This window comes from Exiguobacterium algae, from assembly GCF_018617875.1.
GTDB lineage: Bacteria > Bacillota > Bacilli > Exiguobacteriales > Exiguobacteriaceae > Exiguobacterium > Exiguobacterium algae.
Window position 1 is genome coordinate 527710 of record NZ_JACSKZ010000002.1, and the last position, 13602, is coordinate 541311.

Annotated in this window: 14 protein-coding genes; 3 read left to right on the top strand and 11 right to left on the bottom strand. The window is 49.7% G+C overall.

Going from position 1 to position 13602, the window contains the following annotated elements; genetic code table 11:
• Positions 1 to 28: 28 nt before the first annotated feature.
• The 7 genes from KNP03_RS07880 to KNP03_RS07910 all read right to left on the bottom strand — a co-directional run bounded on the left by KNP03_RS07880 (position 29) and on the right by KNP03_RS07910 (position 6823).
• The gene (locus KNP03_RS07880; protein ID WP_214827810.1) at positions 29 to 232 is read right to left on the bottom strand and encodes a hypothetical protein; all 204 of its coding nucleotides are present in this window, start codon (positions 230 to 232) and stop codon (positions 29 to 31) included.
• A 158-nt stretch (positions 233 to 390) separates the two neighbouring features.
• On the bottom strand, positions 391 to 1218 hold the full coding sequence (locus KNP03_RS07885; protein WP_338082721.1) for a pectinesterase: 828 nt from the start codon (positions 1216 to 1218) through the stop codon (positions 391 to 393).
• Positions 1219 to 1506: 288 nt separating this feature from the next.
• Entirely contained in the window at positions 1507 to 1917 is a 411-nt protein-coding gene (locus tag KNP03_RS07890; RefSeq protein WP_214827813.1) for a DUF350 domain-containing protein, read from the bottom strand.
• Between the two features lie 13 nt (positions 1918 to 1930).
• Complete coding sequence (locus tag KNP03_RS07895; RefSeq protein WP_214827815.1) at positions 1931 to 4285, bottom strand: endonuclease MutS2; 2355 nt, start codon at positions 4283 to 4285, stop codon at positions 1931 to 1933.
• Positions 4286 to 5995 carry a DNA polymerase/3'-5' exonuclease PolX gene (gene polX, locus KNP03_RS07900; protein ID WP_214827819.1) on the bottom strand — a complete coding sequence of 570 codons (1710 nt, stop codon included), beginning with the start codon at positions 5993 to 5995 and terminating at the stop codon, positions 4286 to 4288.
• Positions 5996 to 6062: 67 nt separating this feature from the next.
• Positions 6063 to 6599, bottom strand: a complete 537-nt coding sequence (locus KNP03_RS07905; RefSeq protein ID WP_214827821.1) for a CvpA family protein — start codon at positions 6597 to 6599, stop codon at positions 6063 to 6065.
• Between the two features lie 8 nt (positions 6600 to 6607).
• Entirely contained in the window at positions 6608 to 6823 is a 216-nt protein-coding gene (locus KNP03_RS07910; protein ID WP_240544506.1) for a cell division protein ZapA, read from the bottom strand.
• Between the two features lie 216 nt (positions 6824 to 7039).
• Between KNP03_RS07910 and KNP03_RS07915 the strand changes: the two genes are divergently transcribed.
• On the top strand, positions 7040 to 8254 hold the full coding sequence (locus tag KNP03_RS07915) for a dicarboxylate/amino acid:cation symporter (protein ID WP_214827826.1): 1215 nt from the start codon (positions 7040 to 7042) through the stop codon (positions 8252 to 8254).
• Between the two features lie 76 nt (positions 8255 to 8330).
• Entirely contained in the window at positions 8331 to 9176 is an 846-nt protein-coding gene (locus KNP03_RS07920; RefSeq protein WP_214827829.1) for a GNAT family N-acetyltransferase, read from the top strand.
• Between the two features lie 245 nt (positions 9177 to 9421).
• Here KNP03_RS07920 and KNP03_RS07925 read toward each other — a convergent pair whose 3' ends face one another.
• Both KNP03_RS07925 and KNP03_RS07930 read right to left on the bottom strand, forming a co-directional pair.
• Positions 9422 to 10699, bottom strand: a complete 1278-nt coding sequence (locus KNP03_RS07925) for a murein hydrolase activator EnvC family protein (RefSeq protein ID WP_214827832.1) — start codon at positions 10697 to 10699, stop codon at positions 9422 to 9424.
• Between the two features lie 289 nt (positions 10700 to 10988).
• Entirely contained in the window at positions 10989 to 11507 is a 519-nt protein-coding gene (locus tag KNP03_RS07930; RefSeq protein ID WP_214827834.1) for a VanZ family protein, read from the bottom strand.
• Between the two features lie 163 nt (positions 11508 to 11670).
• Between KNP03_RS07930 and KNP03_RS07935 the strand changes: the two genes are divergently transcribed.
• Entirely contained in the window at positions 11671 to 12144 is a 474-nt protein-coding gene (locus KNP03_RS07935; protein ID WP_214827836.1) for a glutathione peroxidase, read from the top strand.
• 34 nt (positions 12145 to 12178) lie between these two features.
• On the opposite strand, the gene KNP03_RS07940 is transcribed toward KNP03_RS07935, so the two are convergent.
• Together KNP03_RS07940 and KNP03_RS07945 are read right to left on the bottom strand one after the other, a co-directional pair.
• Positions 12179 to 13099, bottom strand: a complete 921-nt coding sequence (locus KNP03_RS07940; RefSeq protein ID WP_214827839.1) for a CAP domain-containing protein — start codon at positions 13097 to 13099, stop codon at positions 12179 to 12181.
• 18 nt (positions 13100 to 13117) lie between these two features.
• Entirely contained in the window at positions 13118 to 13564 is a 447-nt protein-coding gene (locus tag KNP03_RS07945; protein ID WP_214827842.1) for a MarR family winged helix-turn-helix transcriptional regulator, read from the bottom strand.
• Between the last annotated feature and the right edge of the window lie 38 nt (positions 13565 to 13602).

The following is a 13602-nucleotide window of genomic DNA, read 5'->3' on the forward strand; positions in this document are numbered from 1 at the left end:
CCCAAAATGGACGCGCGCTTTCTTCAGTTTACTCCACCACCTCAAACGCTTTCACATAACCCACATGGTCTAAAAAAATAATCAACTCATCGTCAAATTGTACAAACCCATCCGTCGCATGCCGAAATAATTGATAGATCGATTCTAGCGCTTCGTACCGACTTCCTGCTTCTGTCGTGTATGCCAGCACTTCTCCATTTCTTAAGTGGAATTCGATTTCATACGTTTTCATCATAGCTCACTCCCTGTACCGGTTTGAGTTTCGTCCGACTGTCCATTTACTTGGCTTTATCATTTAGATGTCTAAACTTCTTTTCCCGTCTCATCACCCATTAATCGTGGAACAAAACAAAACAAAACGACGTCCGAAAACGTCGTCCCCTATCGTTCTTATACGCCTTCTTCTCGAATGGCCTCTTCGATCACAACGAAATCGGCATCGATGATATCCAGGTTCTCTCTCTTTAGTTCTTCAAAGCTTTCCAGCACTTCTTCTTCTGAGATGTTGATACTCTCTTCGAGCGCATTCAATAGTCGATTTCCCATCTTCGTCATTGAAGAGAACGTAAGTCCCCCGGAAATAACTCCCCCAGCAAGTGGAATCATTTTCGATACCCCTTTAGCGAACGTATCTTTTGTCATCTTCACACCAATCATCGCTGACATCTTCTTAATGATTGGAAAGTAAACCGTTTTCGTCAATGCTTTGTTCGGCAGTTTTTTTAACGCTTGTTTCGACAGTTGGGCAGATAGCGCCTTGATCGTGGCTGTCGCACCTCCGACACCGAACATGACGCCTAAGAAGAGCACCAGATCACCATTTACCCGGTCAACATCAAGTTCGCCACCTTCCCAGAAGTCTTCATAACCGTATAAGTAACCTGTCTCTTGCGCCAAACGGAGCGCGAATCCAAAAAATTGTGCCGTATCTGCCGGAATCGTGGCAGCCAATGCCACGCCACCCGGAAGGCCTGCAGCAAAAGAGGCGCTGGAACTCTTCATCGTATGGTTGGCAATGTTGCGTTTTGCTACTTTTTTAATGATTGCAGGAGATACATTTGCCTCGATCGGTCCTTTTTCTACCACGAGGGATAACTGCTCTGCCGGTACATACTTACTAAAACTTTGAGCGAGAAAATCTTTCCGATCCACTTTTACTCCAGGAAGTTTCACCGCATTCGTCATTAATACTTCAAACACTTCTGTTCCGTTTGACACTTTGTATACCCCATCCTTTTCTAATCCATTTCGTCTTAATACGAAATGCAGTATGTAACCATTCTCAACCTTCAATTTAAGTATATATGTATAAAGCGATTAATTGTAAATAATTTTCCTTTCACCCATACAATTTATAACAAAGGTACCTAAAAATAAAAGGTGGAGTAGCCCTTAGGATACTCCACCTTCTTCAATCAATAAAACATATACCAGAGCGCCGCTGCCAATAAGAACAGCCCGGCCCCGATAAACAAGATTTTTGCCAATCGTTCGTATACCATGTCTTCACCTCACCAAAGCTGCGCCGACCACGAGGGACACCCCGAGAGACAGCAAAAATGCCAATAACCCGACCGCAATATTCCCTTTTTGAATCTCGTCGTTCACCTTTAAGGTCGGCGTCAAAAACTCAAACAACCAATAGGTCGCAAGGAGCAACAAAAAGCCGAATCCGCCCCCGGCAATGACATCAAACGCCGCGTCGTTGTGACTCTCGACGACTCGGAAGATGTTGGCGAGACCCACGATCTTCCCTCCGGTCGCAAGTGCGACGGCAATATTCCCTTTTTGAATCTCTCGCCAGTTGCTGTACGGCGTCGTCACCTCAAAGATGGCGAGACCGACGACGATCATGAGTCCCGCAATCGTATACAGCCCAAGCGATTCTAGCATCACATTAAACGAAACTGTGCCCATTCACCTAATCTCCTCACTTCAGTTCGACGACCGTGACCCCGAGTCCGCCTTCTCCCATTCCGCCTGGGCGCTGACTCTTCACGTGACGATGTCCTTTCAAGAACTCCTGTGTCGCCTGACGCATCGCTCCGGTCCCAAGACCGTGGATGATCCGGACGTGATCATATCCAGACACGAGCGCCTCGTCGATATACTTGTCGAGACGGCTTAGGCCTTCTTCGACACGGACACCCCGGAGATCGAGCTCGGACTTCGTCGAGCTTTGACGTTTAAGCGAACTGCCTTTCGACTGGAGCGGCTTCTCTTTCGATGGACCGATCTTCTGAAGGTCGTCCGCTTTGACGTTCACTTTCATGATTCCGACCTGGACGTTGTACTCGTTATCGTTGATTTGCTTCACAATGTAGCCTTTTTGGTTGAACGTTGTCACTTTCACTTCTTCGCCTTTACTGAACGTACGTTTCTGTTGGGCTTTTTGTTTCACTTTTTGGATCTTTTTATCTTGTAACGTCGGTTTTGCCGACTCGAGATCTTTTTTCGCTGCGATAATCTCGTGCTCTTTGACGATTCCCTGCTCACGAAGCTTCTTCAGGCGGTCGATGACTTCGTTCGCCTGACGCTTCGCCTGTTCGACGGCTTTCTCCGCTTTCGCCTCAGCCGCACTGTATAGGTTATCGCGTTCCTGCTCGAATTCGGTCATCTTCGCCTCAAACGCTGCCTGTTCTTCTTCGAGGTCGTGACGTTTGACAATCAGTTCCTGTTCGAGCTGTTCGGCCCGTTGTTTCGCCGCCTCGAGCTCATTGATCATCGATTCGACCGACTCGGCGTCACTGCCGACATGGCTCCGTGCCTTGTCGATGACTTGCTCCGACAGACCGAGACGACGACTGATCTCAAACGCGTTCGAGCGACCCGGCACACCGATCAATAGGCGGTATGTCGGGCTGAGCGACTCGATATCAAACTCCATCGAGGCGTTCATGACGCCTTCGCGGTTATACGCGTATGCCTTCAGTTCCGAGTAGTGCGTCGTTGCCGCGACACGTGCCCCGCGACGCTTCACTTCGTCTAAGATGGCGATGGCGAGGGCAGCCCCTTCCTGCGGGTCCGTCCCGGCACCGAGCTCATCGAAGAGGACAAGTGACATGAAGTCGATTTTGTCGAGCATGCTGACGATGTTCGTCATGTGCGAGCTGAACGTCGAGAGACTCTGCTCGATCGACTGCTCGTCTCCGATATCGGCATAAACCGCATCGAACACGGACAGCTCTGTCCCGAATTCAGCCGGCACGTATAGACCGGACTGCACCATCAACTGAAGCAATCCGATTGTCTTGAGCGTCACGGTCTTCCCGCCGGTGTTCGGTCCGGTGATGACGAGTGACGTGTAGTCCTCACCGAGTTCGACCGTGATCGGCACGACCTCGTCTTGCGGGATGAACGGATGGCGTGCCTGCTTCAACTTAATCTCGCGATTGTCGTTCAGCTTCGGCTCTGCCGCTTTCATCTCCAAACCATAAGCGACTTTGGCGAACACAAAATCAAGCTCTGCCAACACGTCTAAGTTGGTCATGATGGCGTCGTGGACACCACCGACCAGGTTGGAGAGTTCGCTCAAGATTCGTTCGATTTCGACACGTTCCTTCAATCGAACCTCCTGGATCTCATTGTTAATGGAGACGATCGCTTGCGGCTCGATGAAGAGGGTCTGACCGGATGCCGACTGGTCATGGACGATCCCTCCGAACGCTTGGCGATACTCTTGTTTGACCGGTACGACGTAGCGGTCGTTACGGATCGTGACGATGGCGTCCGAGAGCATCTTGGCGTTGTTTCGAAGAATGTTGTCGATCCGGGAGCGAACACTGCCTTCGTAGCTCCGGAGCTGCGTCCGCAGTCCGCGAAGCTGTGAGCTTGCCGAGTCTTGGACCGTCCCTTGGTCGTCGATGGCATGACGAATCGATTGTTCGACCTCGATGAGTTTCGTCAATCGCTCGACGTATTCATCTAATCGTGGAATTCGAATCTCTTCGTTGTCCTCATGAAGCTTCTCGAAAAAGTTCTTCACTTGGCGTCCGCTGTACATGACGGCCGCAACCGCAAGCAGCTCACTTGTCGACAGAACCGATCCGATTGCTGCCCGTTTCACCTCGGCGCGGACGTCCGAAAGTCCGCCGAGCGGGAGTCGGTCACGGAGACGCACGACCTCGGTCGCTTCTTTCGTCAAATTCAAATTGGAAAGCACCCGGTCGTACGTGTAGTCCGGTTGCATCTTCAGCGCCATGTCTTTACCGAGCGAGCTCGCGGCGTGACCGGCGAGCTGTTGGCGCAATTTTTCATATTCTAATACGCGTAACGCGTGGTCCATCTAGCATGTTCCTTTCTTTCGCTTCGCGTCAAAGAACGCCTTCGCGTCCTCAAACGAGAGGCAGTTGATGATATCAGACGGCTCGAGATAGGCTTTGCGGGCGTGCAGCACCCCGAGAGCCATATCTTCCATCATATCCGGGTGGTGGGTATCCGTATTGATCATCACTTTGACCCCTGCCGCCTTCACTTTCTTTAGCGTCGATGCCGTCAAATCCAACCGGTTCGGGTTGGCGTTCAGCTCGAGCGCCGTTCCGGTCTCTTTTGCCAGTGCGATCAAGCGGTCCTCGTCGATCGGGTACCCGTCACGGCGACCGATGAGTCGTCCGGTCGGGTGTGCGATGACGTTGACGTATGGCGACCGGCATGCATTCTCAAGCCGTTCCATGATCTCGTCAACGGATTGGTCCATCTTCAGGTGAATCGAGGCGACGACATAGTCGAGCGTCTGTAAAAACTCCGGATCGAAGTCGAGTGTCCCGTCCGGACGGATATCCATCTCGACGCCGCGTAACACGTTCATGTCATGCTTCTCCGCCGCTTCCCGGATTTCCTCGCCTTGTGCCTCGAGCCGCTCCTCGGTCAAGCCGTTGACGAACGTCATTAGCTTCCCGTGATCGGTGATCGCCATCCACTCATAGCCGCGACCTTTCATCGCCTGGACGAGCTCGTCTACCGTCAGCTTTCCGTCGGACCAGACCGTATGCATATGGGCGTCTGCCTTAATATCGTCTAATGTGACGAGTTTCGAGATGTCGTGCTCGAACTCCGCGTGCCCTTCCCGTAGTTCAGGCGGGATGAACGGCAATCCGTATCGTTCGAATAACTCGGCTTCCGTCTCCGGTTGCCATAGACCGTCCGCCGTCTCGACACCGTATTCGGAAATCGATTCACCTTTCGCTTTCGCGAGTTGGCGCATCCGGACGTTATGGTCTTTCGAGCCTGTGAAGTGATGCAACGTCGCCGCAAAGGCTTTCGGTTCGACCATACGGAAGTCGACCGATACCATTTCTTCGCGCTCAAGGAGGAGCGACACTTTCGTCTCCCCTGCCGCAATCACTTCATTGATGAACGGGAGCGCTAACAGTTTCTCACGCAGTTCGAGCGGTTCGTCTGTCGCGATGATAAAGTCGAGGTCCTTACACGTCTCTTCTGCCCGGCGGAAACTCCCGCCGACGGAATGACGCAGGACGAGCGGTTCGTCTTCCAACACTTTATTCAGTTCTTCCACGATCGGACGCATGACCGCATAGGCAAGGCGCTCCGGACGTGACTCCAGGTTTTTCGCTGCCGCCAAGAGCTTTTCGACACTTTTCGCACCGAAGCCCGGAAGAGAAGCAGCTGTCCCGTCTTCGAGCACCTGAATGAGCGACTCGAGGTCGACGACCCCGACTTCACGGAGTTTGCCGAGTTTTTTCCCACCGAGTCCCTGAATCTTGAGCAATTTCATCAAGCCGAACGGGATTTCTTCCTGCAGCGCCTCGAGCACTTCACTACGTCCCGTATCACGATATTCCTCGAGTACGGCCGCTGTCCCTTTCCCGATTCCAGGGATCGAGGTGAAGTCTTCCATTTCTTCAAGTTCAAGCTCCGAGTTTTCAAGAGACGTTGCCGCTTTACGGAACGCGTTGATTTTAAACGGGTTCTCGCCCTTGATTTCCATATACTGCGCAATCTTTTCTAAAAGCATCATCGCTTCCACTTTATTCATGCTTTTCCCCCTCTTCACACAGAAAAGACCGAGACACAAGCACTAGCTTGCATTCCGGCCTGTCGTGTCACAACATCTTATTTGAGAACCAATCCGAAAGATATGGTGTATCTTGAATGATGTATGTCGCAAGTGACGAGTTGTCGACGGCATTTTGGACGCCTGCCATCGGTACGAACGCAATCACCCATAGAATGAAGAACGTGATGACGTAGGCTTCGAAAAATCCGAGTACTGCTCCGATCAACCCTTTCAATTGGCGTAAAACCGGCAAGTCCGTCAAGAAATCGAGCATCGCCAGGATGAGATGCAAAACGAGTTTCGTGATGAGGAACAAGACGACGAACCAAAAGACGTTATAAAATGTCATCTCGATCCCTGAAAGTGAATTCAAATCGAGGACACCGCCCGGCAACGTCCCGTCCAGTTGCGATGGATACGGGATCCAAAGCTTGAACGCCTCCGCTAAGTCTTTATAGTAGGCATTCGCGACAAGAAAACTGATAATGAGCGCGACCCAATGTCCGAGCTGGATAATCGCCCCACGACGGAAGCCATTGACGATTCCGATAAACAAGAAAAACAGAATAAGTAGCGTAACCATGGATTGAATTATTCTCCCACATTTCGTTTAGTTTTGACGTGGTCGCTCGCGATTTGAATCGCAGCCAAGACCGCTGCTTGACGAGCGTCTAGATGAGGGGATTGTTCACGAATCTCGCGGATTTTACTGTCGACCAAAAAGCCTACTTCCCTCACATGATCGGCGGGCTCTTCGCTTACAATCGTATAGTCTTGTCCCGCAATGTGAATTGTTGTTCGTTGCATCTGCACGCGTCACCCCTCCTTTACGTCTATTCAAAATTAATCATAACATCGTTTTTATATTAGGAAAAGGAGAAGCCCCTTCACTTGATATGTACAAGTTTTTCTAATACCCTAATTTGAAGTTGTCAAACGTCTTTCTTTCAATTTGTTGAACGGGAGGGTGGCAACGCGTGCGAAAATGTGCGAAAATATCAACTATTCAAACAGATAGAAAGGATGATTGATTTGAAATTACGCATGGGCCTCCTAGGTCGCATCATCATCGCGATCGCTTTCGGGATTTTATTAGGAAGCATCGTACCGGAAAGTCAGAACTGGATCGTCCGGACGTTTGTCACGTTCAACACGGTCTTCGGGCAGTTCTTAGGCTTTGCGATTCCACTCATTATTCTTGCTTTTATCATCCCTGGTATCGGGGAACTTGGAAAAGGGGCTGGAAAGCTCGTCGGGCTGACAGCGCTCATCGCTTACGTGTCGACCGTCCTTGCCGGGACGCTCGCCTACTTCGCAACGAGCAATTTGTTCCCACGCATTTTGACACAGTCGGAAGCGTCGGCTGAAAATCCGGAAGAAGCCCTCTTAAAAGGATTCATGGAAATGGAGATTCCACCGGTGTTCGGCGTCATGACCGCACTCATTCTAGCTTTCGTCATCGGGATTGGAATTGCCGCCATCGAGAGTAAACGCTCGCTTGAACTGGCGATGGATTTCCGGGATATCATCGAGCTGTTGATCAGCAAGGTCATCATCCCGCTCCTCCCGTTCCACATCGCAGGAATCTTCATGAACATGACGTATGCCGGACAAGTCGCTGAGATTCTTTCGGTCTTCTCGCTCGTCTTCGTCACGATCATCGTCCTGCATATGACAATGCTCATGATTCAATATTCGATCGCCGGCGGTCTCAACAAAGAGAATCCGTTCAAGCTGCTGAAAACGATGATGCCGGCTTACTTCACAGCCATCGGGACACAATCATCGGCCGCGACCATTCCGGTCACACTCCGCCAAGCGAAAGCGAACAAGACGGATGAAGGGGTGGCCAACTTCGTCATCCCGCTCTCGGCAACGATCCATCTATCCGGATCAACGATCACCCTCACTTCTGTCGGGGTCGCGCTCATGTACTTGAATGGCATGCCACTCTCTTACGCGCTCGTCCTCAAGTTCATTCTCGCACTCGGCGTGACGATGATTGCCGCTCCCGGCGTTCCAGGCGGGGCCGTCATGGCAGCCCTTGGATTGTTCGGGTCAATTCTCGGATTTGACGAGACGATGCTCAGCCTTGTCATCGCCCTCTACTTGGCACAAGATAGCTTCGGTACGGCAACGAACGTCACAGGTGACGGTGCCATTGCAAAAATCGTCCACTACTTCAAGCACCATACAAATCTTCTCGAGACGAAGTCGTCAAAAGAAGAAGCCGCATAATGTTTCACAGAACGGGCAAGCCAGAAGGTTTGCCCGTTTTTCTTACATACCTTACATATAGGAAGGAAAGATTCATATGAAATGGATTCAATGGAAGGACACGTTTGAATTTGCAGAGCGGGTCATGCCCCGCTTACTTGAGGAAGAGGCGAAACACAGTCTGATGATCGGGGTGCTCGACAATATCAAACAAGGGGTTTATGAGACGTATCATCAGTTCACGGTAGAAGAGGATGGAGAACTCCTTGCCATCCTGCAGGTGACGCCACCGCACCCGCTTCATTACATCGTCTTGTCAAAAGAAAAACAAGACGAGATTGCCCGTTTCGTCATCCCTCACCTCATCGAGCTCCAGATTCCGTTCGTCGACGTCGTCTCCGAGAGAGAACAGGCAGAACGATTTGGCGCCGTCTGGCAAGAGGTGACACATCAATCGACCGAGACATTCATGTCACAGCGCTTATATCGCCTCGATACGGTGAATGACGTCGAGATGGCGAACGGAAGGATGCGACTGGCGACACATGAAGACCAACCTCAACTTGAGGCCTGGTACCATGCCTTCGAGAAAGAATCCGGCCTCCGCGACTCAGCTCCTGAAATAGTCACCCGGGCGGTCACGATGATGATCGAGAAGGAGGATGCGTTCTTTTGGGAAGTCGACGGGCACGTCGTGTCGTGCGCCAAAAAGTCCCGACCGACCGCAAACGGGATCACCGTCTCATTCGTGTACACGTCCCCTGACGCACGTGGGCAAGGATATGCCTGCACCCTCGTCGCCGAACTCAGCCGTCACTTGCTCGAGACAAAGTCATTTTGCACACTCTACACGGACCTTACGAATCCGACATCCAATAAGATCTATCAGGAAGTTGGATACTACCCGATCATGAACGCCACTTGGATACGACTCAGTAGATGAAATGCATCGCCTCCCCTATACTGAAAAGGTGGAGGCGATTTTGATGAACCGATTTCGTTTCGTATAGCGCGCCTTACTTGTCGCTGTCTTTTTGTACATGTTGATCGTCGGTGGACTAAGTGTCCTGAACGACCCGAACTGGGACACGCTTTGGCTGAGTGTGATCGGGGCGGCATTACTCACCTTTATCATATTTCAGACATCAAAAAAGTGATCGACGCGGTCGTCGATCACTTTTATTGTGTTTAGAAGAATGATGACGGGTTGACTGTGTTCCCCGCGCTTGTAGCTGAGTAAGAATAGCCGCCTTTGTGGATCTCGAAGTGAAGGTGTGAACCTGTCGAGTTCCCTGTGCTACCCATTTTCCCGATGTTTTGACCTTGTGATACACGTTGTCCGGCAGAAACCGATACCGAGCTCATGTGCGCGTATACCGTCGTCCAAACTTGACCGTTGATGACGTGTGCGATCATGACGTGGTTTCCGTATGCGCCACCCCAACCTGCACGGATGACCGTACCTGTTTGAGAAGCATAGATTGGTGTACCGACAGGACCTGCGATATCAAATCCGTTGTGGAATGAGTATCCATGTGCGCCGCTAGCATGACCCCAGCCTTGTGAACGGCGACCGTTTGCCGGAAGTTGGAACATGCCGCCACTTGAAGGCTTAGACGCCACAGGTGCTGTTGCAGTACCTGAAGAGCTGTTTGCGCTTTGTTGCTTCTTCGCAGCCGCTGCACGACGTGCTTCTTCTTCAGCACGACGTTGTGCTTCGATTTCAGCTTGAATCGCTTTCTCTTGCGCTTTGAGTGTTGACTCCATCTCTTGAAGGCTCATGAGTTTCGATTCGAACTTCACTTTCTCTGCCTCGAGTTTTTTGATTTTCGCTGCGCGTTCTTTCATTTTCTTGTCGAGCTCTTTTTGACGCTGCTCGAGTACTTCTTTTTGTTTGACGAGTGAGTCACGCTCTGACTTCAACTCAGCCTGTGCCTTAGCGAGCTTATCTTTCGTCGCTTGGTACTCATCGAAGATTTGTTTGTCGTTCTCTTGGATCGTACCCGCTGTAATCATGCGCGTGATCAAATCGCTGAAGTTTTTCGAACCGAAGATGAACTCTGCCCAGTTGACTGACGAGCCACCGTTCTTTTGCATCGTCGCCATACGCTCTTTCATGAGGTCTTCCTGTGCTTTCATTTTCGCTTCGTACTTTTTGATTTGTGCTTGGAGTTGTTTGATTTTCTCTTCAGTTGCACGAATCTCAGCTTTTTTCTGAGCGACGTCGTTGATGACGTCTTGGAGTTCAGCATCTAACTTATTGATTTCCTGTTGCTCTTTGCTGATCGCTTGCTCACGTGATTTAATCGAAGCGTTCGCCCGCGACTGTTCACTGCTGTTCTTCTTCTGTTGTTCTTGTACTTTCTTCTGCTTCTCTGTAAGTGAGGCCGCATAAGTCGGTGACGTGCCGCCAATCAAAAGTGCGCCTAGAGTGACTGTTGCTGCGAATTTCTTCAAGTTAAACAATGTGCTTCCCTCCGCTGAGTCTCGTGTATTTTTATCTATAATCGTTCGTGTAGTTTCTAATTAAGAAGTGCGAGAATTTCTTTCGCTCTGTGACTCATTATATCAATCTAAACCCAAAATTATTTTACACTTATATTTCAATCATATGACATTGACCTAATTTAGGTTTTATACTGTAAAAAACGTGGGTATAAGTATAAATTTGCTCAAAATCCTGTCACAAAATAATTTTTGAAAACAAAAAAGCGCCTGATGAAAGCGCTTTTCACATAGTAACTACCGTTACTTTTTAGCCCAAAGAAATATACCCGGTTCGCTTTTGAGTCTTTCCTTTTCGTAGTGCTAAATAAATTCCGCCGACCAACAGCACGCCGAACATCGCTCCGGTACTGTCTAACAGGACGTCTTGCAACAACGGCGTCCGTTCAGGCGTCAAACTTTGATGGGTCTCATCAAAAATTGCAACCGTGTTGGAGAGGGTCCAGGCAAAGAGCAATGTCAGACTGACATGCAGGCTCGTCCGGGACACAGCCTTCACAAATAAGAAGCCGAGTGCGAAAAAGGTAAAGAAATGAGCGGCTTTTCGAATTAAAAATTCAATCAATCCGGCAGTCCCTTTCGTTTCGAGAGACACCTCATGAGAGGCATAATCGAACTGTACCTTTTCCAAAGTCGGCTCGATCCATGACCAGTTCACTTTTTCAAGCGGTGAGACGATACTTTGGTCCGAGTACGGAGTCGCACTCGAGAAGAACAAGCCAAGTAGAATAATCGCAATCCATAAGAATTCATTTTTTAAAATACGCATAACACCGTTCCTTTCTACAACGTTTTTCATTATACGGGTTACGAAGAATGATTAATGTAACAGTGACATCATGATTTTATAACAATTTGATTGCGGCCAGCCGATTGAAACTCGTGATTCGCAGTCGTGCCTTGCTATAATGGTCGTAAAAGGGGGAAGTAAGATGATTTATGATTTTGAAGCAATGGACATGAAAGGACAAGTACAGCCTTTATCCGACTACAAGGGGGATGTGCTGCTCATCGTCAATACGGCGAGCAAGTGCGGGTTTACACCGCAGTTTGAAGGGCTCGAAAAACTGTATCATACGTATAAGGATCAAGGTCTGCAAATTTTAGGTTTTCCATGCAATCAGTTCGGTAAGCAAGATCCCGGGTCAAATGAAGAGATTCAAGAATTTTGTCAATTGAACTACGGTGTCTCCTTCCCTATGTTCGCCAAAGTCGACGTGAACGGAAAAGAGGCACACCCGCTCTTCCAATATTTATCGAAAGAGGCACCCGGTCTTCTCGGGTCAAAAACAATCAAATGGAACTTTACGAAATTCCTCGTCGATCGGCAAGGGAATGTGATTGAGCGGTTCTCCCCTCAAACAACACCTGATGAGATCGAAGATGCGATTCGAAAGTTGATGTAATCATAAAAAAGGATGGCTCCTCGGAGTCATCCTTTTATCGTGGGGTAATGAAATTGATTGTATAAAACGGACTATCGTCCTCACTATAGGCGAGACCGACTGCGGCGTGTGTAAAATTCGGCTGCATGATATTTTCCCGATGCCCTTTTGAGTTCATCAGTCCCCAGTGAGCATGAAACACGCTCATCTGCCCCATCGCCAAATTTTCACCGGCCATCGTATAAGTCAATCCAGCCTCGTCCATCCGGTTGAACGGGTCACGGCCTTGCGGGTCCGTGTGACTGAAAAAATCATTCTCGGCCATGTTTTGGCTGTGCGCACGGACGACAGGATACAGGGGCTCATAATACGCCAGTGCGTCGAGACCAAATTTCTCACGATCCCAGTTCATCAAAATGCGCATCAGTCGCTCGTTTGCGACCGTCCCTTCTTTCGAGAGGTCGCCGTAATATCCGTCACTCGCTTCTTCGACGCGACGGTCGACGGATAAAATCCCTTTCAGGCGGTCATCATCATGTTGATCGAAAAAGAAAGTCACGTAACTCCCATCGATGGCGAAGACCTCGAATGACGGGTCGTCCGGAATCAAATAGCGGTTCAAGCCTTTGTTGTACGAACGGACGGACTCGAATCCGATTTTTTCGACCTCGTCCCGTGTCGTCTGATCGAGGATCAACCCTTCAAACGTGCTCTCGGATTCAAACTGATAAAATCCCTTCTTCGCACCGTTCTGGTCAATCAACTCTAAGACCCGGTTGCCCCCACGTTCGACTAAATACCACTCATGCCCGTCATACTGACTCGCAAACTTGGGCGCATCGGTCATGACCAGCTCATCTGCGATTTCAGACGACTTCACTTGAACGCTTGTCGGAGCAGATACGTTGGGAATCTCAACCTTCCAGGCCGCGTACAATCCGATGGCGATCAAGACGATCATTAATTTTCGGAACATGGCTCCTCCTTTCTCACCTTAGCTTTCACGCCCTCCAAACGCATACAAGCGCGATTTGATATCGGTGAGCATTTCCATATAGGCGGTGTATGTCGCTTCATCTACATTCAGCATACCACTGACTTTACGCGGGACCTCCTCCGCCTGCTCACGAAGCGCGCATCCATCGTCCGTCAAGGTCAACACCACGCGCCGCTCGTCTTCCTTCACTCTCTCTTTTTTTATATACCCAATTTGAATCAATCGTTTGACGAGCGGGGATAAGGTTCCCGAATCAAGACTAAGTCTTGACCCGAGCTGTCGCAAGTCGATGCCATCCTCTTCCCACAAAACAAGCATGACCAGGTATTGGCTATACGTCAGGTTCAGTGGTTCCAGGATTGGGCGATACAAGCGCGTCATTTCTTTAGAAGCAGTATACAATTGAAAACAGATTTGGTTCTCTAGCAGTAATGAACGTTTCATGCGTCTTCCTCCGGTACAATTCTTTTACCAAGCATATC